This is a genomic window from Streptomyces monticola (genome assembly GCF_042665355.1).
Lineage (GTDB): Bacteria > Actinomycetota > Actinomycetes > Streptomycetales > Streptomycetaceae > Streptomyces > Streptomyces monticola.
Window position 1 is genome coordinate 915795 of sequence record NZ_JBHTCF010000001.1, and the last position, 24715, is coordinate 940509.

Here is a 24715-nt window from a genome sequence, read left to right on the forward strand (position 1 = left end):
CTCCCACGGTGAATGGTCCATCAACAAGCACCGATCAGGGAGTTGCAGCACACATGCGCACCAACGCAGCTGTGAAGCACCACCCGCATGACGACGCACCGGACACCGCCGAGGACTTCCGCCGGCTCAAGGCACTCACCGACGAGTCGGAGAAGGAGCAGCTCAGGCAGGAGATCGTGCGCGCCTGGCTCCCCATGGCGGAGCGACTGGCGGGACGCTTCCGCAATCGCGGCGAGGCCTATGAGGACCTGCGCCAGGTGGCCTGTCTGGGCCTGGTGAAAGCCGTCGACCGCTACGACCCCGATCTCGGCAACGCCTTCGAGAGCTACGCCGTACCGACCGTCACCGGCGAGATCAAGCGCCACTTCCGCGACCACATGTGGACCCTGCATGTGCCGCGCCGGGTCCAGGACCTGCGCAACCGTGTCCGGTTCGCGTCACAGGACCTGGCCCAGACGGTCTCCGGGCGCACCCCCACCGTCGCCGAGATCGCCGAGAAGGCGAACATGAGCGAGGAGGACGCCCGGGCAGGGCTTGAGGCGCTCGACAGTTTCACCGCCCTTTCCCTGGACGCGGAACTGCCGGGCAGCGAGGACGGCTACGCCCTGCGCGACGCGCTCGGCTCCGATGACCCGGCGCTCGACGTCGTGGTCGACCGCGAGGCCATCAAGCCCCGCCTGCGCCAACTCCCGGAGCGGGAGCGGGCGATCCTGTACATGCGGTTCTTCGGCGACATGACGCAGAGCCGTATCGCCGAGCAGCTCGGTATCTCGCAGATGCATGTGTCGCGGCTGATCAGCCGCTGCTGCACGCGTCTGCGCGACGAGGTCATGCGGGACGCGGCGGCCTGAACGCCGCGTCGGCGCCCGCGCTCGCGCCGCCGGGGCCTACCCGGCGGCGCGGCGCAGCGCGAGCGCGATATGCCGTGACATCACATCGACCGCCTGCGCCTCGGCCATCGAGAACGCCAGCCGGGCGCCCGTGCGGAACAGCGTGAGCACCCCCTCGACCCGTCCGTCGTCGGGCCCTGTCAGCGGTACGCACAGCAGGGACGTCGCGTTGGCCCGTACGAGAACCGGCGCACCGGTGGCGTCCCGGCCGAAGCCGTCCGGGTCCTCCGGGCGCACCTGAAGTGCCGTGGCCCCGCCGCGTGCCGCCTCCACCACGAGGGGGCACGCGGCGGGGTCCTGCTCTGCGACGGCCCGCACGGCGGCCGCGGTCTTGTCGCGGCCCGCGGTCGGGTCGCCCGCACCGCCCGTGGCACTCTCGCCGCCCGTCGAGCCCTTGGCACACTCGGCGCCCTTGGCGTCCTTGGCACCCTTGTCTTCGGCCGTCGCAGCCCTGGCAGCCCTGGCACCCCTGGCAGTCCTGTCTTCGTCTTCGCCTTCGTCCTGGGGTCCGAGAACGGTGGTGCGGACGAGACTGCTGCCGCAGCTGTCCGTGATCACCCAGTCCGCGAACCTGCCGTGCAGCACGCGCGCCGCCCGCTCCAGGACGGCCGCACGGTCCCCGGTGCCGCCGCTCAGGAGCGCCGACGCCATGCTGTCGACCAGGTCGAGCAGCGCCGCGTGCCGGGTGGCCTCGGCCAGATCGGGCATCGGTACCGTCGGCCGGCTCTGCGGATGCTGAAGGCCCGCCTCGGCCGGCTGCAGCAGGACGAGCACGGCGGTACGCGGCTCATTGCTCGGCCGCACAGGGGTGAGTGTGGCCCGCACCGCGTCATCGGGCCGCTGCTGCAGATGCACGGTCAGGCTGCGGTCGCCCTCGCCGCGCGCCACCGCCGCCGCCTGTGAGCGAAAGGCCGCCCGGTCGGAGTGCGCGAGGAGCCCTGCGAGCGGCCGGCCCGTCGCATAGCCCGCGCGCACCCCGGTGAAGGAGGTGGCGGCGAAGTTCATCCGCCGCACCACCGTCTCCCGGTCCACGAGAGCGACCGGCAGCGGCAGACGCTGGAAGATCGCCCGCAGCAGCTGCTGCTCCTGCCGGTCGGCTCCGGAAGCGGAGCCGCCCTGGGCCCCGGACGCGGCGAGTTGTTCATAGCGCGGCCACAACTTCTGCGTCACGTGGTCGAGTTCGAAGAGCGCGGCTTCGAGGACCGGGTGCAGTTCGTCCGCGGGTACCGTGCGCGCCGCCTTCAACTCATTGATCCGGCGCACGAAGTCTGCGAACTCTTCACCGAACTCCTCCGTCTGCGTCATGACCTGAAACCTAGCTCTTGATTCCGTTTTCCGGGGTACCCGCAGGGAAGTCGAGTGCGTGAGGGCGACGCGACGGCGTCGTGAGAGCGACGAGAGGGAGAAGGAGGAGCATCACCATGCCGGACACCGTGCTGACCGGACCGGAATCCGCGCTTCCAGGGCGCCGTCTCTCGGAGCTCGCCGAGCAGGCGACCCGCTGCACGGCCGATGCCTGCGGCGCCGGTGCGACCGTGATGGAGACCGCGGGTGCCGCCGCCGCGGTCGAGCGGCCCGCCGCCGTCACCCACCCCGACCTGGCCGGGGTCGTCTCCGTCCAACTGCGCTCGGGCGAAGGCCCGATCCCCGCCGCGCTCGAACGCGGCGAGCCGGTGGACGCCGCGGATCTCCTGCACGAGGAGCGCTGGCCGCAGTACCGCGCGGTCGCGCTCGACGCGGGCGTACGGGCGAGCGTCACGATCCCCTTCCAGCGCGCGGGCCTCACCGTCACCCTCAGCCTCTACAGCTTCCGGCCGCGCACCCTCGAGGACGTTCCGCACGGCCCCGCGCAGGCGCTCGGCGACCTCGCGACCACGGCCCTGGTCCGCGACCGCCGCTACCAGGCCGCCCTCGCCGAGATCGACCAACTCGGCACCGCCCTGCGCACCCGCCCCGTGGTCGACCAGGCCAGCGGCATCGTCATGCACGTACTCGGCTGCGACGCGGACCACGCGTTCGCGATCCTCCGCCGTATCTCCCAGACGACCAACCGCAAGCTGACGGACGTGGCAACGGCCCTGGTCGAGACCCGCGGCGAGGGCCTGGAGGCGGAACTCACGACGCTGGATCCGTAGGCCCTGCGCTCCTCGTAGTTCCTACGGTCATTCAGCCCGTCGGGGTAAAGAGAGCCCGTCCGGCGATTGAGGACGAGCCCGAAGGGCGATGGTGGGGGCCTGAGGGCGAATCCCCCGGGACGGTGCGCACCGCCGACGCACAGCGCCGAAGCGACGGCAAGTCACCCCCTCAACCCACTTGCAAGCCACCCCCTTAACCCACTTGGCCGCGCGGCCCCACGAATGGGGCCCACACGCGCGCGGCTGAGGAAATGTCAGGTTTGGATGGGTTCCTGGGCGCGCGCCCCGCGCCTCGCGCAGCCAGCCAGAAGGAGCCCCATCCATGCGTACCGCCCGAGCGTTCGCCGCCACCGCACTCGCCTGCGCCGCCGTCGCGGGCGCCGCCCCCGCCGCGTTCGCGGCCGACACGGCGGCCGAGGTCAGCCCGCGTACCGTCGCCCCGGGCGGCACCGTCACGATCTCCGTCTCCTGCCCGTCCACCGGCAGCACCCCCGCACCCGAGTCGATCAGCGCCAACTCGCAGGGCTTCAGCCAGGGCACGGTCCAGCTGCACAAGGTCGAGAACGCCCCGGTCCCAGGCGTCGGCCCCTCCTACAGCGGCACCGCCACGATCGCCCCCTCGGGCAACTTCTCCAGCACGGGGCCCAACGGCGTCGGGCCGACCTCCGAGTGGGGCGTCGACGGCAACTGCCCCGGCGACGGCCAGTGGACGGCGAGCTACACCGTGTCCGGCTCGGGCCACCAGAACAGAGGTGTCCGCGGCGGCCTCGGCGGCTCCTTCACCGACTCCGCGACCACCATGGTCACCGGTGGTGTCCTCGTGGTGGGCGCCCTCGGCGCCGCCTACTACGTGATGCGCCGCAGGAGCGGCTCCCCGCAGGAGTGAGCCCGCCGAGCCCGGCCACCGGTTCCGGCCGGACACCGCCGACGGCCCGCGTCTCCGCCGCCCCGCCCGTATCCGCAGTGCTCCACCGGGGCATGGATACGGGCGGCGGCGCGTGCACACCACGACGGGGCGCCGATCCGGCGGTAGGAAGGGACGACGGTCAACCGGACGTCCGGCTCCTGGACGGACGCACGCCCCCGGAATCCACGGCGGCGCACAAGACTTCGCGGAGGTACGCATGCGGCGGACGGCCCCAGAAGGACATGGACCCGTCCGGTACGCGCCGCCCGCCCCCGAGCCCGGCCTGCCCGTGCTCCCCGCACTCGCCGCCGTGCTCGCCGCGTCGGCCGAGCGCGCCCACACCGAAGTGCCGGGCGGATCGGCCGAGTTGAGGGACGCCGCCGCCGGCTACTGGGAGCGGCGCGGACTGCCGGGAGAGCGGACCCACACGGCCGTGGCACCCGGCGCGGCCCCCCTGCTCCTCGCCCTGACCGCGGTACTCGGCGGCGACGTCATGCTGCCCCGGCCCTGCCCCGCCTGGTGGACACCGGCCGTCCGGCTGACCGGCCACCGGACCTACTCGGTGCCGACGCCGCCGGAGTGCGGGGGAGTCCCCGATCCGTACGCCCTGCTTGAGACGGTGCGCCGGGTACGGGCCGAAGGCGGCCGTCCGCGGCTGCTTCTGCTCAGCGCCGCCGACGACCCCACGGCCACCGTGGCACCGCCCGAGGCCGTGCACGAGACCGTCGAGGCGGCCCTCGGCGAAGGGCTGCACATCGTCTCCGACGAGACGTGGCGCGACACCGTGCACCAGCCGCACGACACGGTCCTCATCAGCCCGGCCGAGATGGCCCCCGGGCAGGTCACCGTGGTCGCCGACCTGGGCGGCGGCTTCCTGCCCGGCGACTGGCCCGCCGCCGTCGCCCGCTTTCCCGCCACCAGTGAGGGCGCCGGCCTGCACGACCGCGTCCTCGACGTGCTCACCGGGCTCGGCGCCGTCGTCGCCGCCCCGGTCGCCGCGGCCGCCGCCTACGCCCTCGCCGAACCCGACGAGGTGACACAGCGCCGCACCGCCGCCGTCCGGCTGCACGCGCGCGTGGCGGCCGCCGCACACCGCGCGGTGCGGGGCGCGGGTGCCCTCGCCCGGCCGCCCCAGGCGGGCCGCCACCTCTACGCCGACCTCGGACCGCTGCGCGCGGCGCTCTCCGCCCGCGGTGTGAGCGACGCGATGGAGCTGGAGGAGCACCTCAGCAGGCGGCTCGGCATACACGCGCCCGGCGGCCACCGCTTCGGCGACGACCTGGGCTCGCTGCGCGTACGCCTGTCGGTCGCCCCGCTCCTCGGCACCACCCCCGAGCAGCAGCTGCAGTCACTCACCGCACTGGAGCCACTGGAATTGCCGCATGTGGAACGAGCATTGAGCATGTTCGGATCGGCCCTGGACGAGCTCCGGGACGCCGCCCAGCGAATGGAGCCGCCTCGATGACTCAGCAGTCGGAGTCGACGACCCCCCGTCTCAGACCGACGGCGCCGTCCGAGCACCCCACCGCACTGCGCCCCCTCGGCGAGACACGCAGCTGGCCCAGGACCTTCGCCGACCGGCTCACGGCACCGCTGCCCGGCGTGAAGGCCTTCGCCCGGTTCGCCCGCGAAGGCGCCGTACGGCCCGACCGCGAGGGCCTAGAGGACATTCCGCAGCTGCCCTTCGAACCCGGACCGCTGCCGCACGTGACCGCGTCCGGCATCGCCGTCACCTGGGTGGGACACGCCAGTTGGGTCCTGCGTATCGGTGGTCTGACGGTGCTCACCGACCCCGTCTGGTCCCGGAAGATCCTCGGCATCCCGGCCCGGATCACCCCGGCCGGTGTGGCCTGGGCCGCGCTGCCGCCCGTCGACGCCGTCGTCATCAGCCACAACCACTACGACCACCTGGACGCGCCCACCCTCAAGAGACTTCCGCGGCAGACGCCGGTGTTCGTTCCGGCGGGGCTCGGACGCTGGTTCCGGCGCCGCCGTTTCACCTGTGTGACCGAACTCGACTGGTGGGAGGCCGCGGAACTCGGCGGCGTCCGCTTCGACTTCGTGCCCGCCCACCACTGGTCCAAGCGCACCCTCACCGACACCTGCCGTTCCCTGTGGGGCGGCTGGGTGCTCACCGACGACGCGGACCGCAAGGTGTACTTCGCGGGGGACACGGGCTACGGCCACTGGTTCGCGGAGATCGGCGGCCGCCACCCCGGCATCGATCTGGCGATGCTGCCGATCGGGGCGTACGACCCGCGCTGGTGGCTGAGCGATGTGCACTGCGACCCGGAGGAGGCGGTCCGTGCGGTCGCCGACCTGGGCGCGGCCCGTCTCGCCCCGATGCACTGGGCCACGTTCCTGCTCTCCGCCGAGCCGGTGCTCGAACCGCTCACCCGGGTCCGCAAGGCGTGGGCGGACGCGGGCCGAGACCGGGGTGATCTGTGGGATCTGCCGGTCGGCGCGTCACGCGTGCTGGTCGGAGCGTGATCCGCGCCGCAGCCGCTTCCACACCGAGGGCGCCGCGCTGATCACGACGGTCAGGGCGACCGCCGCGACCACCCCCTGCCAGGGCTCGGCGAACAGGGACCCGCCGAGGAGCCCGATGACCTGATAGGTCACCGCCCAGGCCAGGCACGCCGGCAGGTTGCCGCGCATGAAACGCCGCAGCGGCATCTTCGCGAGCAGACAGGCCAGCATCACCGGGATCCGGCCCGCGGGCACCAGACGGGACAGCACGAGGACGGCCACACCGTGGTCGTCGAGCTTGTCCTGCGCCTGGGCGAGCCGCTCCTCGGGGGCCCGGTCGCGCAGCGCGGACAGCCAGCGCGAGCCGTTCTTCGAGCGGATCCCGCGCCGCCCGAGCCAGTAGAGGCCGGTGTCCCCGATGAACGCGGCGGCCGATGCCACCAGAAAGACCCAGAGCAGCGACAGCGGCGCCGTCTGGTGGAGGGCGACCACGGACGCCGAACTGACGAGGGCCCCGGTGGGCACGACCGGCACCAGCGCGCCGATCACCACGAGCAGGAACAGCGACGGATAGGCCACGGCCTGCTGGGTCGACTCCGGTGCGATCGTGGCGGCCGCGGCCAGGAGGGTCGTTCTCACCTGGCGACCTCCGGCCGCGCGCGCTCGCCGTGCCCGAGCAGATGCACGGACACCTCGGGAGCGGCGAGCGCGGCAAGGCGTACGAACTCCTCGCCCGGCGCGTGGAACTCGTGCGGCCTCACCGCGTCCATGCCGATCGGCCAGTACGTGCCGTAGTGCACCGGCACCGCGCTGCGCGGCGCGATCCTGGCCAGGGCCTCGGCCGCCAGGCCCGCGTCCAGATGGCCGGCTCCCAGGTAGGGCCCCCAGCCGCCGACCGGCAGCAGTGCCACGTCCACATCCCCCACCTCGTCGGCCATCGTGTCGAAGAGCCCAGTGTCCCCCGCGAAGTAGGTGCGGGCGGCGCCGTTCACCACGAAGCCGAGTGCGGGGCAGCGGTGCGGGCCGAGCGGCAGCCGCCGCCCGTCGTGCAGCGCGGGCACCACGCGAACGGTGACGTTCCCGACCGTCACCTCGTCGCCGGGTGCGACCTGCGTGATGTCGAGGCCGGCGAGCCTGCGGAGCCCGGGCACCGCGGCGGGCGCACCGCGCGGCACGAGGAGCCGCGTACCGGGGGCGAGCCGGGCCAGGGACGGCAGGTGCAGATGGTCGGCGTGCAGATGGGAGACGAGCGCGACATCGGCGACCGCCGCACCGGGTGGCGGCAGGTCGCCGCGGCGGCGGCGCAGATGCGCGAACCGCCGCGCGAAGAGCGGGTCCGTCAGGACCCGGACACCCGAGTCCTCCACCGTGCAGGTGGCATGGCCCCACCACGTGATCTCCACCGGCACGTACGGCCTCCTTCCGCGGACTGCTACGAGCGTACGGCGAGTAGTAGGGTCGGCGACGGAGCCGAGGTGAGCCCGGTGGTCGAGAGGGGACGGCATGAGTGAGGTGCGGGTGGCGTCCATCGCCAGCCTGACGCCGCTCGAGGAGCTGGACCAGGACCCCTTCCTCGTGGATACGCGCAGCCAGCACGCCATGTGCGCGCGCTGGGCCGCGGACCGCGGCTATGTCGTCACACGCGAGCTGCTCGTGCACCGCCTCCGTACCGACCATCTGAGCCTGTGGGCGGATGTCGACGCCGGCCTGGTCGATGTGTTCGTGGCCCCCAGCCGCCGCGTCCTGGAGCGGGCCCTCGTATCGGTCGACGAGTTCACGGCGGAGTGCCGCAGGCGCGGGGTGCGGCTCGAGACGGCGGGCCTGAACGAACCGGCGTACAACGCGGCGATGAAAGCCCGGGTGCACCGGCGGCTCTCGATGCCGACGGCCGGCTACGACGGCCGCTGAGCCTTGTACCCAGCCCCTCCGGCGATTGAGGAGCGGGGTCCGGGGCGGAGCCCCAGGTTGGCAAGGGCCGGAAGAATAGGACCATTCCGGCAGATATGACAGGCTGGGCCCGGGTCCGGGCCAAAGTGCGGGCCCGGGACGTGAGGTGGACGTGGCCGAGGGCAACTGGCGGCGGGCCGGACACGCCGCGTGGCGTATCGCGGCGGTCTGGGCGATCAGCACTCTGACGATGCTCGTACTCGCCGGCATCCTGCCGGACTTCCGGCTGCAGTCGGAGAACGGCGACAGCGCCACCCGGATCGGCATCACCGCGGGCATCGGCGCCGGTGTCTTCGGTCTGCTGAGCGCCCTGGTGTGGCCGTTCGTGGTGCGCGCGCTGCTCCTCGTACCCGCCCTGGTCCTCGGCCTGCTCGTGTTCTTCCTCAACGGCTCGCTGCTGCTCGTCGCGCTGAGCCTGATCCCCGACGGGCGCGGCGAGGCCAACGCGGAGACGGCCGTCGTGGTGGCGGCCGTGATGTCCGCCGTGGCCTCGGCGGCATCCACCGCGCTCGCCGTCCGTGACGACGACGCGTACCGCCGCAGGCTCTACCGGCTCTCCGACCGGCGCCGGCGCCGCGCCGCCACAGTCGCCGGACCGCGCACCCCCGGCACGGTCTTCCTGCAGCTCGACGGGGTCGGCCACGATGTGCTGCGGGACGCCGTCGACAAGGGCCTGATGCCCACCGTCGCGAGCTGGCTCGGCGCGCCCGCAGAGGGAGCGCCCGCCGAGAGCGGGGTGCCGAGCCACCTCCTGACCCCCTGGCGCACCGACTGGTCGAGCCAGACCGGGGCCAGCCAGCTCGGCATTCTGCACGGCAGCAACCACGACATCCCGGCCTTCCGCTGGTACGAGAAGGACAGCGGCGAGGTGATGGTCTGCAACCGGCCGGCCAGCGCCGCCGAACTGCAGCGCCGCGCCGTCGAGTTCACCGGCGACGGCGGACTGCTCACCGTGGACGGCGCCAGCCGCGGCAATCTGTTCAGCGGCGGCGCCGACCAGCTGGCCCTGGTCCTGTCGGTGGCCGCCAGACGAGGCCGCGCCAACCGCTCGCGGGCCGGGTACTTCGCGTACTTCTCCGACCCGGCCAACGCCGTCCGTACCGCCATGTCGTTCGTCGCCGAAGTCGTCCGCGAGATCGGCCAGTCCCTCCGGGGCCGGATCCGCCAGGTGCGGCCCCGCGTGGGGCGCGGCGGGCTCTACCCCTTCATCCGGGCCTTCGCCACCGTCGTCGAACGGGACGTGGTGGTCGCCGCGGTGATAGGGGACATGCTCGCCGGACGCAGCGCCGTCTACGCCGACCTGGTCGCGTACGACGAGGTCGCCCACCACTCCGGGCCCCGCAGCCGGGACGCCGAGCAGGTCCTGGAGCGTCTCGACCGTTCCCTCGGACTGCTCGCCAAGGTCGCCGAGCACGCTCCGCGGCACTACCGGATCGTGCTTCTGTCCGACCACGGGCAGAGCCCGGGGGAGACCTTCCGGGCGCGCTTCGGCCTCACCCTCGGCGACCTGGTGCGGGCCGGCTGCGGACTGCCCGTGCCGCGCAGGGCACGGCGCACCCACAGCGGCGCCGAGGCCCGTGCCGCCGTCCGCGCCGCGCTGCACCGCCCGGTGGAGGAGGGCGTCGAGCAGTACCGGCCCGCCAAGGACTCCGAGCCGATCGTGCTCGCCTCCGGCAACCTCGGTCTCATCTCGTTCCCCGATGTGCCGGGCCGGATGACACGGGAACAGATCGACCGGCGCCATCCCGCGCTGCTCTCCACCCTCGCCAACCATCCCGGTGTCGGGTTCGTCCTGGTCCGCAGCGAGCGGCACGGGCCGCTCGTGCTCGGTGCGCGCGGCGCCGAGATCCGTCTCGACGAACTGGGCGAGGGGGCCGACGATCCCCGACTCCTCGGCCCCCTCGCCGACTTCGGCCCCGGCGCCGCCGATGCCGTACGCCGTACCGACGGCTTCCCGCATGTCGCGGACATCATGGTCAACTCCTGGTACGACCCGGAGGAGGGCGAAGTCCTCGCCTTCGAGGAGCAGATCGGCTCGCACGGCGGGCTCGGCGGCGAACAGAGCCGGCCCTTTCTGCTCTTCCCGCTGGCCCTGACCCCGCCGGCCGCCGACGGCGAGCTGCTGACCGGTGCCGAGCAGGTGCACCGGGTGCTGCGGCGCTGGCTGTGGGAGACGGACGGACCGCAGGTGCCGGTGGCGGAGAATTCCCGTCCGGCCGATCAAACGGAAGAAACATTTCCGGTTGTTGGTCGTGCCGTAGAGGACAAAACCCGCTGATTTGGTGCAGCGTTTCTCTTGGCTGACCATGGTCAGCCGCCCGGCGATCCCGGGCCGCAGGCACGACGAGAGGCGTACCACCCCATGCAAGAGCCCGGATCCGCAGCCAAGCCGGCTCCGGCCGACACCCCCGTGGGCGAGCTGATCGAAGAGCGCGGCGAACTCAGCAAGCACGCCAGACGCTTCGGTCTGCCGATCGCCACCTGTCTGGTGATGGGCAACATCATCGGCGGTGGCATCTTCCGGCTCCCGCACGACGTGGCCGCCTACGGCACCATCAGCCTCGTCGCCTTCGCGATCCTCACGGTCGGCGCCATCGCCCTCGCCCTGGTCTTCGGACGCCTTGCCGAGCGCGATCCGCGCACCGGCGGCCCCTATGTCTACGCGCGAGAGGCCTTCGGCGACTTCGCCGGCTTCCTCGCCGCCTGGTCGTACTGGATCACCTCCTGGGTGTCGAACGCCGCGCTCGCCGTCGGTGCCGTCGGCTATGTGAACCTGCTGTTCAAGGTGGACGGCAGCTGGTGGACGATGTGTCTGGCGGCCCTCGTCGTCCAGTGGCTGCCCGGCTTCGCCAACCTCGCCGGCACCCGCTATGTCGGCGCGGTCCAACTCGTCGCCACCGTCCTGAAGTTCGCGCCGCTGCTGCTTGTCGCGATCGGCGGTCTGTTCTTCTTCGACGCCGACAACCTCGGCCCGTTCCAGGCCAGTGACTCGAACCCGGTCGGCGCCATCTCGGCGGCCGCCGCGCTGCTGCTCTTCAGCTACCTCGGCGTGGAGTCCGCGGCGGTCAGCGCCGGAGAGGTGCGCGACCCGCGGCGCAATGTCGGGCGGGCCACGATCTTCGGTGTGCTCGGCGCCGCCTTCGTCTATCTGCTCGGCACCCTCGCCGTGTTCGGCACCGTCAACCACGAGAAGCTGATGTCCAGCCAGGCGCCGTTCTCGGACGCCGTGAACGCGATGTTCGGCGGCACCTGGGGCGGCACCGCCGTCGCCCTGGCCGCGGTGATCTCCATCCTCGGCGCCCTCAACGGCTGGACGCTGCTCAGTGCGCAGACGCCCTTCGCCGCGGCCAAGGACGGTCTCTTCCCGTCGATGTTCGCCAAGAAGGAGCGCGGCGTACCCACCACCGGCGTGGTGATCACGGTGGTGCTCGCCTCGATCCTGACGGTCTACAACTACGCGTCCGGGCAGGGCAAGGACGACAGCGAGGTCTTCACGCTGCTCGTCACGGTCACGACCTTCATGGCCACCGTCCCCTACCTCCTGGCCACCGCCGCGCAGATCTACTACCTCGTGTCCGGGCAGGGCGCCCGGGTCAACCGCTCCCGGCTCGTACGGGACTCGGTGGTCGCGGTCATCGCCTGCGCCTTCTCCATGTGGCTGGTCGGCGGCGCCGGCTACGAGGCCGTCTACCAGGGCGTGATGTTCCTCTTCGTCGGCGTGATCGTGTACGCGGTGATGTCGGCCCGCAAGAAGAAGGCCGGCACCCCGCCGGTCTGAGCACCCCCGCCGCGCGCACACGGGTCCGGCCCTCCGCACCTCCAGGGCGGAGGGCCAGCGTGCACCCCCGTGGTCCTCAGGACGGCTGCCGCCGCCTCCGTACCGTCCTGCTCATCGGGACGGCTGCCGCTGCGTACGTGCCGTCCGAGCCGTCCTCACCTGGCCAGCGGCGCCACGACCCAGCGGCGGGTCTTGAACATGCTGTCCCGCGGGCCGATCTCGATCAGCTTGCGGGCGGCGAGATACGCCTCGTTGCCCTCGATCTCGTAGCCGACCTCCATCGAGCCCGGTACATCCCGCGCCTCGATGAGCTCGCGTGCCTCGGTCAGTTCCTGCACCGACTCGGCCGATACGGCGGCGAGTTCGGCGAGCATCCGCTGCTGTACGGCGGCCAGGGCCTTCTTCGGGTCGCTCTCGCGCGGAGCCGCGCTCTGCGCCGCGCCCTTGGCGGCCGGCGGCGCGATGGCCGAACTCGGCGTCCGCATACCGCCGGTGGACTGCCGCGTGGAGATCTGCGCCTGCACGACGGTGCCGTCGTTGTCGAGCGCCACCCGGATGCCGCCCCGGTCCGGGGTGATCACCGAGACGCCGTCGAAGGCCTGCCGGAAGGTGACATGGGTCTGCAGGGAGTAGGGCTCACCGATCTCGGAGCCGTCCTTCTTGCCGGAGTTCTCCATCAGGTCGTGCACCGAGTCCAGGACCAGCTCGGCGCCGTCGGCGTGCCGCTCGGCGAACGCCCGGGCCAGCTCCACCGCCCGCTCCGTGGGCAGTTGCTCGGTGTTGCGCCGGTTGGCCTCGGCCAGCTTCACCCAGCGGATGGCGTGCGGGGCGGTCGAGATGAAGCGGTCGCCGGAGACGGCGCTCGCCACGCCCTGCCGCTCGACCTGTACCTCCTGCAGCGCCGCCGTCGGGAAGTCGCAGGCCTGGCCGAGCCGGGTCAGCTCCGCGCTCGGGTCGCGCGGCGCCAGCTGTACGGTCTGGGGCTCCCCCGTCAGCTCCGTCAGGGACTCGCGCATGCTGCTGCGCGCGTAGTACCAGCGCCAGGCGTACCAGGCGTCGGAGACGTGCTCGCGGTAGAAGTTGCGCTCCGTGTTGAGGCGGTTGGTGGCCTCGGCCTGGGTGGCACCGGTCGCACAGACCGAGGGCGCCTGGCCGTGGTAGATGTCCCAGCTCGCGTTCAGCCACGCGTCGCAGAAGGTCTGCCCGGCCCGCCACTTCTCCCAGAACTTCTTGCCGTAGTCGGGGTGGTCGATGGAGACCGTCTCGAAGCCGAAGATCATGCGGGAGCCGAGGTTCGGGCCCGCCCAGGTGCGGATCGGGCTGTGCCCGCCGGTGACCTTCAGGGAGTCACAGGTCGACCAGAAGACGTAGTTGGCCTTCTCGTTGCCGAACGCCATCCGGTTGGAGATCGCGTCACTGCGGTTGTCCCACTTGGCGCCGAGCGGCGCGAAGAACACGCCGTTGCCGTCCATGCCGCCGTGCCCGGAGTGATAGACGGCGACGACGGCGTCCATCCCGTACCGGTCCTGCCAGTTGTCGTACGTCTCCTCGTACGCCCACACCTGCGCGCCGGTGTCCGCGAACCAGAAGTTCCGGTCGTAGAACTGCTGCAGATACGCGAGGAATCCGCTCGCGTCCGCGTGTGTGTGGGACAGCGGGGACTGGTTGACGAACTTCTGGATGCTGAACGCCCCCCACCAGCCGAATGTCGAGTCCCGTTCGACCGCGCCCATCTTCTCGGTGTCGAACGGCGACGGACCCCGGTCCGCGTAGAACATGCGCATGGCAAAGCCTCCCCTTTGAGTGCTTCGATCCCCCACGCGTGCCGAGGGCCCCACCCCCATGTGCCGAGGACCCCACCGCCCCGCGAGCGGGCGCTCAACGTGTCACCGCGAAAGGCCTTTCGCCAGCGACGAATCCGGTCAAACGGCCTTCGTCCCAGGCATATCGTGCAGCCTCACCCTGCACTGCCGCGCACGGCGCCGCCGGTGGTACGGGACGCCCGTGCCCCCGGCGCCCGCGCCGTAGTGCGGTGCCTGGCCGGAACTCGCTGTTCGCACCGCACCGCCCGCACCTGCACACCCCACTCGAACACCCCTGGGGAATCCGCCCCGCCAGACGCAGGGCGTCACCGCTCTGGCGGGCCGCGCTGAATTCCGTTCAGTTCTCGCCATCGCGCGGCCCGATTTCATCTGGTGCGCCGCCTTCACCGGCCGGGTATCAGCCCCGCGCGGGCGGCTGTGCCGTCAACTGCCGCGCCAGGTCCCGCACATCGTCCGCCACCAGGTCGACGCCGGCGGGCGGGTCGGCGGGGGTGGTGCGGGGGCCCCACTCGGGGCGGGGGATGTAGGCGGTGCGCAGGCCGGCTCCGGCTGCCGCCTGCAGGTCGTCGGGGTGGCAGGCGACCATGAGGAGACGGTGCGGGGGGACCGCGAGGAGTTCGGCCGCCTTGAGGTAGACCTTCGGGTCGGGCTTGTAGGAGCGGGCGAGCTCGGCCGACAGGACGCAGTCGAAGCGCAGCCCGGCGTGTTTGGTGAGGCGGGCGAGCAGACCGACGCCGCCGTTGGACAGGGTCGCCGTCAGCAGCGGGGACTCGCGCAGCCGGTCGAGTCCGGGACCGGCGTCCGGCCAGGCGGGCAGACGGTGCCAGGCACGGACGAGATCCGCCCGGTCGGCTTCGGTGAACGCGTCGAGGCCCTGCTGTGCGAGCACCTCGTCGAGCATGATCCGGTGCAGCTCGTCCAGGCCGCAGTGGGGGAGTTCACCGCCCAGGACCTTGAGCAGGTTCGGGCGGTAGCGGCCGCGCCAGGCGTCGGCGACGGCGGCCCAGTCGGCGCGCAGGCCTGTGCGGGTGCCGGCGGCGGCCAGTTCGGCGGTCACGCCGGCACGCCAGTCCGTGAGCGTGCCGAATACGTCGAACACCGCCGCGTCCACGTCCATAGGTTCCATGACTGCGCTCCCCTGACCCCGGCATCCGCCGTTGAACGGCCTCTTCGTGCCGTCCATCATGCCGAGGTGGATCACGATGGCGGAGGGTGGGTCCGGAAACGCTCGACCATGGGTCCGCGATCTGCCCAAGCAGGGGTGATCCGGTCCGATATGGCGTGTCCTGGGACACCGGGTGTGGTCGGATGGTGGCGACGTTCACCGTCTTTGAACCGTCCGACAAGGAAGGAACCGTCGTGGCCACGACGCGCACCGCGCACACCGTCTGGGCAGGCAATCTGGCCGAGGGCAGCGGAGATGTCACCTTCGACTCGTCCGGCATCGGGGAGTACCCGGTGTCCTGGCCGTCCCGCGCCGAGCAGGCGAACGGCAAGACCAGCCCCGAGGAGCTGATCGCCGCCGCCCACTCCAGCTGCTACTCGATGGCGCTGTCGCACGGCCTCAGCCAGGCCGGCACCCCGCCCACCAAGCTGGAGACCAAGGCGGAGGTCACCTTTCAGCCCGGCACCGGCATCACCGGTATCCACATCACCGTCGAGGGCGAGGTGCCCGGGCTCGACGAGGGCGCCTTCCTCAAGGCCGCCGAGGACGCGAAGGCCAACTGCCCGGTCAGCCAGGCACTTTCGGGCACCGAGATCACGCTGACGGCCTCCCTGGCCTAGGCTCCCGACCTCGGAACTCGCCCTACCGCACTGCCGTTGCCCGGGATCTCCGGGCAACGGCAGCCTCATTTCGGGGCATTGACAAGCCGCCACTCAAGTTTTGTGCTGGAGGGACGGTAATCGCGCCGGAAGGGGAACTGACATGGCACGTGCGGTCGGCATTGATCTCGGTACGACGAACTCCGTGGTGGCCGTCCTCGAGGGCGGCGAACCCACCGTCGTCGCCAACGCCGAGGGCGCACGCACCACCCCCTCAGTCGTGGCCTTCGCCAAGAACGGCGAGGTGCTCGTCGGCGAGGTGGCCAAACGGCAGGCCGTGACGAATGTGGAGCGCACCGCGCGCTCCGTCAAACGCCACATGGGCGAGGCCGACTGGCGCTTCCCGCGCGAAGGCACCGTCGACGGCACCCGCTTCACGGCACAGGAGCTGTCCGCGCGCGTCCTGCAGAAACTCAAACGCGACGCCGAGTCCTACCTCGGCGAGAACGTCACCGACGCGGTCATCACCGTCCCCGCCTACTTCGACGACCACCAGCGCCAGGCCACCAAGGAGGCCGGCGAGATCGCGGGTCTGAAGGTCCTTCGCATCATCAACGAGCCGACGGCGGCCGCCCTCGCGTACGGCCTCGACCGGGGCGACGAGCAGACCGTTCTCGTCTTCGACCTCGGCGGCGGCACCTTCGACGTATCCCTCCTGGAGATCGGCGAGGGCGTCATCGAGGTCAAGGCCACCAACGGCGACACCCACCTCGGCGGCGACGACTGGGACCAGCGGGTCGTCGAGTATCTCGCCAAGCAGTTCAAGAACGGTCACGGCGTCGACCTCGCCAAGGACAAGATGGCGGTGCAGCGGCTCCGTGAGGCCGCGGAGAAGGCCAAGATCGAGCTGTCTGCCGTGGGCGAGACCAATATCAACCTGCCCTACATCACGGCCTCCGCCGACGGCCCGCTGCATCTGGAGGAGAAGCTCACCCGCGCCCAGTTCCAGGAGCTCACGCAGGATCTCCTGGAGCGCTGCAAGACCCCCTTCCACCAGGCCGTCAAGGACGCCGGCATCAAGCTGGCCGCGGTCGACCACGTGATCCTCGTCGGCGGCTCGACCCGGATGCCCGCCGTCACGGAACTCGTCAAGGAGCTCACCGGCAAGGAGCCGCACAAGGGCGTCAACCCCGATGAAGTGGTGGCGGTCGGCGCCGCGCTGCAGGCCGGAGTGATCCGCGGCGACGTCAAGGACGTACTCCTGCTGGACGTCACTCCGCTGTCCCTGGGCATCGAGACGAAGGGCGGCATCATGACGAAGCTGATCGAGCGCAACACGACCATCCCCACGCGCCGCTCGGAGGTCTTCACCACCGCCGCCGACAACCAGCCCTCGGTCGGCATCCAGGTCTTCCAGGGCGAGCGGGAGATCGCCGCGTACAACAAGAAACTCGGCGTCTTCGACCTGACCGGGCTGCCGCCCGCGCCCAGGGGAGTGCCGCAGATCGAGGTCACCTTCGATATCGACGCCAACGGGATCATGCATGTCTCCGCGAAGGACCTCGCGACCGGGCGTGAGCAGAAGATGACGGTGACCGGCGGATCCGCCCTCCCCAAGGAGGACATCGACCGCATGATGCGGGAGGCCGAGGAGTACGCCGACGAGGACCGGCGCCGGCGCGAGGCCGCCGAGACCCGCAACCAGGCCGAGCAGCTCGCCTATCAGACCGAGCGGTTCCTGCGGGACAACGAGGAGAAGATCCCCGCGGAGACGCGCGCCGAGGTCGAGACGGCACTCGCGGAGCTCAAGGAGAAGATCGAGGCCGAGTCGGACACGGAGGCGCTGCGCTCCGCCACGGAGGCGCTGGCCGCTGTCAGTCAGAAGATGGGGCAGGCGATGTACGCGTCCGCGGAGGCGCCGTCCGGCGAGGGCGGTCAGGGCGACGGGCCGTCCGGGCAGTCCGGGGAGTCGGGGCAGTCCGGGGAGTCCGGGGAGTCCGGGCCTGAGGACGTCGTCGACGCGGAGATCGTGGACGAGGACGCCAAGGATGGTCCCCGGGACGATCCCAAGGGGGGTGCCGCCTGAGCGATCGTGCGGGCAGTGCGTGGCTCGGTCGCGCAGTTCCCCGCGCCCCTTAACAGGGGGTGCCGCCTGAGCTTGCCTGCGGGCAGTGCGTGGCTCGGTCGCGCCCGCGCGGCGGAGCCGCATATCGACACAGCCCCGCGCCCCTTAGTCGCGCTGTTCCCCGCGCCCCTTTACGGGGCCCGTGACCCGTATGGGTCCCGTCGGAATGTGGCCGTCCGGTCTGGTGCCTAGGTTCGCCTGAGGGTGTCTGCGCACAGACCGAGGGAGCTCAACGGTGGCCGACCACGTGACCGAGCCGGGGGCCGCGCTGCTGCGGGCCGGGAAGTTCTTCCGCCGGGGCACGACCGCTCCGGACCTGCACAGCATCCAGAAGGTCGGCGGGCGCCAGGCCGACGCGTTCTACCGGGACCGGTGGAGCCACGACAAGGTCGTGAACTCCACGCACGGCGTGAACTGCACCGGCTCCTGCCGCTGGAAGGTGTACGTCAAGGACGGCATCATCACGTGGGAGACCCAGCAGACGGACTACCCGTCGGTGGGCCCGGACCGGCCCGAGTACGAGCCGCGCGGCTGCCCCCGGGGCGCGGCGTTCTCCTGGTACACGTACTCCCCGACGCGGGTGCGCTACCCGTACATCCGCGGGGTGCTCCTTGAGCTGTACCGCGAGGCCAAGAAGCGCCTGAAGGACCCGGTGCTCGCCTGGGCCGACATCCAGGGCGATCCCGAGCGGCGCCGTACCTACCAGCAGGCGCGCGGCAAGGGCGGTCTGGTGCGCGCCACCTGGGACGAGGCCCTCGAGATCGTCGCGGCCGCGCACGTCCACACCATCAAGGAGTACGGGCCCGACCGCATCGCCGGGTTCTCGCCGATCCCCGCGATGTCGATGGTGTCGCACGCGGCGGGCGCCCGTTTCCACTCGCTCATCGGTGCCCCGATGCTGTCCTTCTACGACTGGTACGCGGACCTGCCGGTGGCCTCGCCGCAGGTCTTCGGCGACCAGACCGACGTACCCGAGTCGGGCGACTGGTGGGACGCCGCGTATCTGATGATGTGGGGCTCGAACGTCCCCGTCACCCGCACCCCCGACGCGCACTGGATGGCCGAGGCGCGCTATCGCGGCCAGAAGGTCGTGGTCGTGGCGCCCGACTACGCGGACAACGCCAAGTTCGCCGACGAGTGGCTGCACCCGCACCCCGGCACCGACGCGGCGCTCGCCATCTCCATGGGGCATGTGATCCTCAAGGAGTTCTTCGTCGAGAAGCAGACACCGTTCTTCGACGACTACGTACGCAAGTTCACCGATCTGCCCTTCCTCGTGACGCTCACCGAGAAGGACGGGGCGTACGTCCCTGACAAGTTCCTGCGCTCCAGCGACCTCGGCGACGACGGCGAGGGCGGCGCGTGGAAGACCGTGGTCCTGGACGAGTCCACGGGCCAGCCCGCCGTCCCCAACGGCTCGCTGGGCTTTCGCTGGACCGAATCCGGCAAGGGCAAGTGGAATCTGCAGCTGGGCTCCATCACGCCGCAGCTGTCGCTGCACGACTCCGATGTCGCCGCCGGCGTGGAGGTGCTCCTGCCGCGCTTCGACACCGAGGGCGGCGAACACGGGCAGGGCCGCGGCGAGGTCCTGCGCCGCGGGGTGCCCGCGACCCGGCTCGGCGGGCAGCAGGGCCCGCTCGTCACCACGGTCTTCGACCTGCTGCTCGCCCAGTACGGCGTGGGCCGTGACGGACTGCCGGGACAGTGGCCCGACTCCTACGAGGACTCCTCGACGCCCGGCACCCCCGGCTGGCAGGAGGAGCACACCTCCGTGCCCGCCGCCAAGGCCGTCAAGATCGCCCGGGAGTTCGCCGAGACCGCGGAGAAGTCCCGCGGCCGCTGCATGATCCTGATGGGCGCCGGCACCAACCACTGGTTCCACTCCGAGACCATCTACCGAGGCTTCCTCGCGCTCCTTCAGCTCACCGGCTGCCAGGGCCGCAACGGCGGCGGCTGGGCGCACTACGTCGGCCAGGAGAAGTGCCGCCCCGCCACCGGCTGGGCCACCCTCGCCGGCGCGGGCGACTGGTCACGGCCGCCGCGCCAGATGATCGGCGCCGCCTACTGGTTCCTCAACACCGACCAGTGGCGCTACGACAAGTTCTCCGCCGACGTGCTCGCCTCACCCCTCGGCGAGGGCCGCTTCGAGGGTATGACGGGCGCCGACTGCCTTGCCCTGTCCGCGCGTTCGGGCTGGATGCCGTCGTATCCGACCTTCGACCGCAACTCCCTGGAACTCGGCGAGAGCGGTGACGACCCGGTGGCGAACGTCGTCGGCGAACTCAAGGCGGGCACCCTCAAGTTCGCCTGCGAGGACCCCGACGCCCCCGAGAACTGGCCGCGCGTCCTGACCCTGTGGCGGGCCAATCTGCTCGGCTCGTCCGCGAAGGGCGCCGAGTACTTCACCAAGCATCTGCTCGGCACGCACTCCTCGCTGCGCGCCGACGAGGCCGAACCGCATGTGCGGCCGCGGGACGTGAAGTGGCACGAGGACGCCCCCGAGGGCAAGTTGGACCTGCTGCTCTCCCTGGACTTCAGGCAGACCTCCTCCACGCTCCTGTCGGACGTGGTCCTGCCCGCCGCGACCTGGTACGAGAAGCACGATCTGTCGACCACGGACATGCACCCCTACGTGCACTCCTTCACCCCGGCCGTGGACCCGCCCTGGCAGGCCCGCACCGACTTCGACACCTTCCTCGGACTGGCCCGCAAGCTCAGCGAACTGGCCGGACCTCACCTCGGCGTACGCAAGGATCTCGTCGCCACCGCGCTGCAGCACGACACCCCCGGCGAGACCGCGCAGCCCGGCGGAGTGGTCCTGGACTGGAAGCGCGGCGACTGCGAGCCCGTACCGGGCAAGACCCTGCCGAACCTCACCGTCGTGGAGCGCGACTACACCGCGATCGGCGACAAGTTCGCCGCCCTCGGGCCGCTGGCGGAACAGCTCGGACTGCCCGTCAAGGGCATCGCGTTCAAGCCCGACCACGAGGTGGAGGACCTCAGGCAGCGCAACGGCGAGGCCCGTGGCGGCGCCGCCGACGGACGGCCCCTCCTGGACACCGCCATCAAGGCCTGCAACACCATCCTCGCCCTCTCCGGCACCACCAACGGGCGCCTCGCCACCCAGGGTTTCCACGCCCTGGAGGCCCGCACAGGACAGGAGATGGCGCACCTGGCGGCGGAGGCCGAGGGCAAACGCATCACCTACGCCGACACCCAGGCCGCACCCGTGCCGGTGATCACCTCCCCCGAGTGGTCGGGCAGCGAGTCCGGCGGGCGCCGCTACACCGCGTTCACCCTCAATACCGAGCACCTCAAGCCCTGGCACACCCTCACCGGGCGCCAGCACTTCTTCCTGGACCACGACTGGATCCATGAACTCGGCGAGGCCCTGCCCGTCTACCGGCCGCCCCTGGACATGAACCGGCTCTTCAACGAACCGGTACTCGGCGCGGACGGCCAGAAGCAGGTCACCGTGCGCTATCTGACCCCGCACAACAAGTGGTCCATCCACTCCGAGTACCAGGACAACCTGTTCATGCTGTCCCTCTCGCGCGGCGGCCAGTGCATCTGGATGTCCCCGCAGGACGCGGACGCCGTCGGCGTCAAGGACAACGACTGGATCGAGGCCGTCAACCGCAACGGCGTGGTCGTGGCCCGCGCGATCGTCTCGCACCGGATGCCCGAGGGCACGGTCTACATGCACCACGCCCAGGAGCGCACGGTGAACGTCCCGAAGACCGAGACGACCGGCAAGCGCGGCGGCATCCACAACTCCCTCACCCGGGTCCTGATGAAGCCGAGCCATCTCATCGGCGGCTACGCGCAGCTCTCCTGGGCCTTCAACTACCTGGGCCCGACGGGCAACCAGCGCGACGAGGTGACGGTCATCCGCCGCCGCTCGCAGGATGTGGAGTACTGACATGCGCGTCATGGCACAGATCGCGATGGTCATGAACCTCGACAAGTGCATCGGCTGCCACACCTGCTCGGTCACCTGCAAGCAGGCGTGGACCAACCGCAGCGGCATGGAGTACGTCTGGTTCAACAACGTCGAGACCCGCCCCGGACAGGGCTATCCGCGCCGCTACGAGGACCAGGAGAAGTGGCGCGGCGGCTGGGAACTCAACAAGCGCGGCGCGCTCAAGCTGAAGAACGGCGGCCGCATCAAGTCACTGCTCGGCATCTTCTCCAACCCGAAGCTGCCGGAGATCAAGGACTACTACGAGCCCTGGACGTACGACTACAAGAACCTCACCGACGCCCCCCTCGGCGACGACTACCCGGTGGCCGAGCCGCGCTCCCTGATCGACGGCAAGCCCATGAAGGTCGAGTGGTCGTCGAACTGGGACGACAACCTGGGCGGCGCCACCGAGTACGGCGATCTCGACCCGATGATCGCCAAGACCCGTGAAAAGGCCGCGGAGAAGGTCAAGTTCGCCTTCGAGCAGACCTTCATGTTCTATCTGCCGAGGATCTGCGAGCACTGCCTCAACCCGTCCTGCGTCTCGTCCTGCCCCTCCGGCGCGATGTACAAGCGCGAGGAGGACGGAATCGTCCTCGTCGACCAGGACGGCTGCCGCGGCTGGCGCAAGTGCGTCACCGGCTGCCCGTACAAGAAGGTCTACTTCAACCACAAGACCGGCAAGGCCGAGAAGTGCACGCTGTGCTACCCGCGCCTCGAAGTCGGCCTGCCCACCGTCTGCTCCGAGACCTGCGTGGGCCGCCTCCGCTACCTCGGCGTGATCCTCTACGACGCCGACAAGGTCACCGAAGCCGCCTCCACCAAGGACGAAACAGCGCTCTACGAGGCCCAGTTGGGGGTCTTCCTCGACCCCGACGACCCCCAGGTGCGGCGCGAGGCGGAGAAGGCGGGCATCGCCCACGACTGGATCGAGGCCGCACGCCGCTCCCCGGTGCACGCCCTGATCAGCAAATACAAGGTGGCTCTGCCGCTGCACCCGGAGTACCGCACCATGCCGATGGTCTGGTACATCCCGCCGCTGTCCCCGGTCGTCGACGCGCTCACCGAGACCGGCCACGACGGCGAGGACGCGGAGAACCTCTTCGGCGCCATCGACACCCTGCGCATCCCCCTCGAATACCTCGCGGAGATCTTCACCGCGGGCGACACGGGCCCGGTCCGCTCCTCGCTCACCAAACTCGCCGCGATGCGCTCCCACATGCGGGCCATCAACCTCGGCGACCGCCCCGCGGCCTCCATCGCCGACTCGGTCGGCATGAGCGGCCCCGAGATTGAGGAGATGTACCGGCTCCTCGCCATCGCCAAGTACGAGGACCGCTACGTCATCCCGACCGCCGCCGTCGGCGACGCCAAGCGCCTGGAGGAGTCCGCGATCCCCGACACCTGCTCCCTCGACTTCGAGGACGGTCCCGGCGCGGGCGGCGACGGACCCTTCGGCCAGGACTCGGGCCGCAAGCAGCTGCCCCTGGTGACCATCGAGAACTTCCACGCGGCCCGTAAGCGCCAGACCTCCGACGAAGAGCCCGACGACGTACGGGAGCAGCAGTGAAGGACGTACGACAGGACCACGCCGTCCTCTACCAGGCGGCGGCCCTCTGCCTCGCCTACCCGGACGAGGAGTTCCACGAGCGGCTGCCGCTGCTGCGCGCCGCCGCGCCGGCCGCCCTCGACGCCTTCCTCACCTACGCGGAGTCGACCAGTCCCCAGGAGCTCGCCGCCCATTACGTGGGGGTCTTCGACTTCAAGAACCGGCACAGCCTCTATCTGAGCTGGTGGCGCGACGGCGACACCCGGCGGCGCGGGATGACCCTGGTGACCTTCAAGCAGACCTACCGGGCGCACGGCCTCGACCTCACCGGCGAGGAACTGCCCGACTTCCTGCCCGCCGTCCTGGAGTTCTCCGCCCACGCCGGGCCCGAGCTCCTCAAGGAGTACCGGGCGGGCCTCGAACTGCTCCGGCTCGCCCTCACCGACCACGGCACGCCCTACGCCACGGTCCTCCAGGCCGTCTGCGCCACCCTGCCGGGGCCCTCGCCCAAGGACCGGGCCGAGGCCCAGGCCCTGGCCCGCGGCGGGCCGCCCCGCGAAGACGTCGGCCTCGAACCGTTCGCCCTCATCGACGAACACGCACTCACCGGAGACCGCTCATGAAGACGCTGCTGTGGGGCGCGCTGCCGTACATCGCGATCGTCCTCCTCATCGCGGGCACCGTCTGGCGTTTCCGCTACGACAAGTTCGGCTGGACCACACGCTCCTCGCAGGTCTACGAGTCGAAGCTGCTCAACATCGCCTCGCCGATGTTCCACTACGGCATCCTCTTCGTGCTCGTCGGCCACCTCATGGGCCTGTTCATCCCGGAGTCGTGGACCGACAAGATCGGCATGAAGGAGCACACGTACCACCTGATGTCCCTGTACGGCGGCACCGCGGCCGGCGTCCTCGCGGTGCTCGGCATCCTGATGCTGCTCTACCGCCGCCGCACCAAGGCACCCGTCTTCAAGGCGACCACCACCAACGACAAGGTGATGTACCTGGTCCTGCTCGCCGCGATCGTGATGGGCATGTGGGCCAAGCTCACCAACTCATCGGTCAGCGAGGGCTACGACTACCGCGAGACCATTGCCCCCTGGGTGCGCAGCCTGTTCACGCTGCAGCCCAAGGTGGACCTGATGGCGAACGGCGTACCGCTCACCTACCAGATCCACGCCGTGATCGGGCTGCTGCTCATCGCGCTCGTGCCGTTCACGCGGCTGATCCATATGTTCTCGGCGCCGGTGCAGTATCTGTTCCGGCCGTACGTCGTGTACCGCAGCCGTGACCAGCGGCAGTTGGGCGCACGGCCCGACCGCCGTGGCTGGGAGCACTCGGAGCTGTAGCGGGCCCGCCCGTCCT

The 24715-nt window shown here is 71.0% G+C and carries 19 protein-coding genes; 14 read left to right on the forward strand and 5 right to left on the reverse strand.

The genetic code is table 11. From position 1 onward, the window contains the following. Positions 1–53: 53 nt before the first annotated feature. Positions 54–851: an RNA polymerase sigma factor SigF gene (locus ACFQVC_RS03795; RefSeq protein ID WP_381826356.1), complete on the forward strand. Its 798-nt coding sequence runs from the start codon at positions 54–56 to the stop codon at positions 849–851. Between the two features lie 36 nt (positions 852–887). Here the strand turns inward: ACFQVC_RS03795 and ACFQVC_RS03800 are convergent, their stop codons facing one another. Beyond that, a complete protein-coding gene (locus tag ACFQVC_RS03800; protein WP_381826358.1) occupies positions 888–2195 on the reverse strand; it encodes a PAS domain-containing protein in 1308 nt (435 codons plus the stop codon). A gap of 116 nt (positions 2196–2311) precedes the next feature. Between ACFQVC_RS03800 and ACFQVC_RS03805 the strand changes: the two genes are divergently transcribed. From ACFQVC_RS03805 to ACFQVC_RS03820, 4 genes are all read left to right on the forward strand, one after another. Then, positions 2312–3025 (forward strand): ANTAR domain-containing response regulator, encoded by a 714-nt coding sequence (locus ACFQVC_RS03805; protein WP_381826360.1) that lies wholly within the window; start codon positions 2312–2314, stop codon positions 3023–3025. A 322-nt stretch (positions 3026–3347) separates the two neighbouring features. After that, the gene (locus ACFQVC_RS03810) at positions 3348–3911 is read left to right on the forward strand and encodes a hypothetical protein (RefSeq protein ID WP_381826362.1); all 564 of its coding nucleotides are present in this window, start codon (positions 3348–3350) and stop codon (positions 3909–3911) included. Between the two features lie 238 nt (positions 3912–4149). Further along, positions 4150–5397 carry an aminotransferase class I/II-fold pyridoxal phosphate-dependent enzyme gene (locus ACFQVC_RS03815; RefSeq protein ID WP_381826364.1) on the forward strand — a complete coding sequence of 416 codons (1248 nt, stop codon included), beginning with the start codon at positions 4150–4152 and terminating at the stop codon, positions 5395–5397. After that, entirely contained in the window at positions 5394–6422 is a 1029-nt protein-coding gene (locus ACFQVC_RS03820; protein WP_381826366.1) for an MBL fold metallo-hydrolase, read from the forward strand. The genes ACFQVC_RS03815 and ACFQVC_RS03820 overlap by 4 nt, the downstream gene beginning before the upstream one ends. Here ACFQVC_RS03820 and ACFQVC_RS03825 read toward each other — a convergent pair. Continuing rightward, complete coding sequence (locus ACFQVC_RS03825) at positions 6399–7040, reverse strand: DedA family protein (protein ID WP_381826368.1); 642 nt, start codon at positions 7038–7040, stop codon at positions 6399–6401. The two genes, ACFQVC_RS03820 and ACFQVC_RS03825, sit on opposite strands and share 24 nt — an antisense overlap. After that, positions 7037–7810: an MBL fold metallo-hydrolase gene (locus tag ACFQVC_RS03830; RefSeq protein ID WP_381826370.1), complete on the reverse strand. Its 774-nt coding sequence runs from the start codon at positions 7808–7810 to the stop codon at positions 7037–7039. Before ACFQVC_RS03830 ends, ACFQVC_RS03825 begins: the two co-directional genes overlap by 4 nt. Before the next feature lie 94 nt (positions 7811–7904). On the opposite strand from ACFQVC_RS03830, the gene ACFQVC_RS03835 reads away from it, so the two are divergent. The 3 genes from ACFQVC_RS03835 (at position 7905) to ACFQVC_RS03845 (ending at position 12126) form a co-directional block, all read left to right on the forward strand. Next, entirely contained in the window at positions 7905–8309 is a 405-nt protein-coding gene (locus tag ACFQVC_RS03835; RefSeq protein WP_381826372.1) for a hypothetical protein, read from the forward strand. A 151-nt stretch (positions 8310–8460) separates the two neighbouring features. Further along, entirely contained in the window at positions 8461–10626 is a 2166-nt protein-coding gene (locus ACFQVC_RS03840) for a phage holin family protein (RefSeq protein WP_381826374.1), read from the forward strand. Positions 10627–10710: 84 nt separating this feature from the next. After that, positions 10711–12126, forward strand: a complete 1416-nt coding sequence (locus tag ACFQVC_RS03845) for an amino acid permease (protein ID WP_381826376.1) — start codon at positions 10711–10713, stop codon at positions 12124–12126. Between the two features lie 155 nt (positions 12127–12281). Here ACFQVC_RS03845 and ACFQVC_RS03850 read toward each other — a convergent pair whose 3' ends face one another. Then, complete coding sequence (locus ACFQVC_RS03850) at positions 12282–13910, reverse strand: DUF6345 domain-containing protein (RefSeq protein WP_381826378.1); 1629 nt, start codon at positions 13908–13910, stop codon at positions 12282–12284. A gap of 436 nt (positions 13911–14346) precedes the next feature. After that, positions 14347–15075 carry a haloacid dehalogenase type II gene (locus tag ACFQVC_RS03855; RefSeq protein WP_381826380.1) on the reverse strand — a complete coding sequence of 243 codons (729 nt, stop codon included), beginning with the start codon at positions 15073–15075 and terminating at the stop codon, positions 14347–14349. A 233-nt stretch (positions 15076–15308) separates the two neighbouring features. Between ACFQVC_RS03855 and ACFQVC_RS03860 the strand changes: the two genes are divergently transcribed. From ACFQVC_RS03860 to narI, 6 genes are all read left to right on the forward strand, one after another. Then, on the forward strand, positions 15309–15734 hold the full coding sequence (locus ACFQVC_RS03860) for an OsmC family protein (RefSeq protein WP_381826382.1): 426 nt from the start codon (positions 15309–15311) through the stop codon (positions 15732–15734). 142 nt (positions 15735–15876) lie between these two features. Further along, entirely contained in the window at positions 15877–17799 is a 1923-nt protein-coding gene (gene dnaK, locus ACFQVC_RS03865) for a molecular chaperone DnaK (RefSeq protein WP_381826384.1), read from the forward strand. A gap of 274 nt (positions 17800–18073) precedes the next feature. Next, positions 18074–21760: a nitrate reductase subunit alpha gene (locus ACFQVC_RS03870; RefSeq protein WP_381826386.1), complete on the forward strand. Its 3687-nt coding sequence runs from the start codon at positions 18074–18076 to the stop codon at positions 21758–21760. 1 nt (position 21761) lies between these two features. Next, positions 21762–23372 (forward strand): nitrate reductase subunit beta, encoded by a 1611-nt coding sequence (gene narH / locus ACFQVC_RS03875; RefSeq protein ID WP_381826388.1) that lies wholly within the window; start codon positions 21762–21764, stop codon positions 23370–23372. Further along, positions 23369–23974: a nitrate reductase molybdenum cofactor assembly chaperone gene (narJ, locus tag ACFQVC_RS03880; protein ID WP_381826390.1), complete on the forward strand. Its 606-nt coding sequence runs from the start codon at positions 23369–23371 to the stop codon at positions 23972–23974. The genes narH and narJ overlap by 4 nt, the downstream gene beginning before the upstream one ends. After that, positions 23971–24699, forward strand: coding sequence for a respiratory nitrate reductase subunit gamma (gene narI / locus ACFQVC_RS03885; RefSeq protein WP_381826392.1), 729 nt, complete (start codon positions 23971–23973; stop codon positions 24697–24699). The genes narJ and narI overlap by 4 nt, the downstream gene beginning before the upstream one ends. Positions 24700–24715 lie beyond the last annotated feature (16 nt).

What these genes read in the sequence shown, in the direction of transcription:
- ACFQVC_RS03795 (WP_381826356.1), top strand. Translation starts at nt 54, where the DNA reads ATGCGCACCAACGCAGCTGTGAAGCACCACCCGCATGACGACGCACCG.
- ACFQVC_RS03800 (WP_381826358.1), bottom strand. Translation starts at nt 2,195, where the DNA reads ATGACGCAGACGGAGGAGTTCGGTGAAGAGTTCGCAGACTTCGTGCGC.
- ACFQVC_RS03805 (WP_381826360.1), top strand. Translation starts at nt 2,312, where the DNA reads ATGCCGGACACCGTGCTGACCGGACCGGAATCCGCGCTTCCAGGGCGC.
- ACFQVC_RS03810 (WP_381826362.1), top strand. Translation starts at nt 3,348, where the DNA reads ATGCGTACCGCCCGAGCGTTCGCCGCCACCGCACTCGCCTGCGCCGCC.
- ACFQVC_RS03815 (WP_381826364.1), top strand. Translation starts at nt 4,150, where the DNA reads ATGCGGCGGACGGCCCCAGAAGGACATGGACCCGTCCGGTACGCGCCG.
- ACFQVC_RS03820 (WP_381826366.1), top strand. Translation starts at nt 5,394, where the DNA reads ATGACTCAGCAGTCGGAGTCGACGACCCCCCGTCTCAGACCGACGGCG.
- ACFQVC_RS03835 (WP_381826372.1), top strand. Translation starts at nt 7,905, where the DNA reads ATGAGTGAGGTGCGGGTGGCGTCCATCGCCAGCCTGACGCCGCTCGAG.
- ACFQVC_RS03845 (WP_381826376.1), top strand. Translation starts at nt 10,711, where the DNA reads ATGCAAGAGCCCGGATCCGCAGCCAAGCCGGCTCCGGCCGACACCCCC.
- ACFQVC_RS03850 (WP_381826378.1), bottom strand. Translation starts at nt 13,910, where the DNA reads ATGCGCATGTTCTACGCGGACCGGGGTCCGTCGCCGTTCGACACCGAG.
- ACFQVC_RS03855 (WP_381826380.1), bottom strand. Translation starts at nt 15,075, where the DNA reads ATGGAACCTATGGACGTGGACGCGGCGGTGTTCGACGTATTCGGCACG.
- dnaK (WP_381826384.1), top strand. Translation starts at nt 15,877, where the DNA reads ATGGCACGTGCGGTCGGCATTGATCTCGGTACGACGAACTCCGTGGTG.
- narH (WP_381826388.1), top strand. Translation starts at nt 21,762, where the DNA reads ATGCGCGTCATGGCACAGATCGCGATGGTCATGAACCTCGACAAGTGC.
- narI (WP_381826392.1), top strand. Translation starts at nt 23,971, where the DNA reads ATGAAGACGCTGCTGTGGGGCGCGCTGCCGTACATCGCGATCGTCCTC.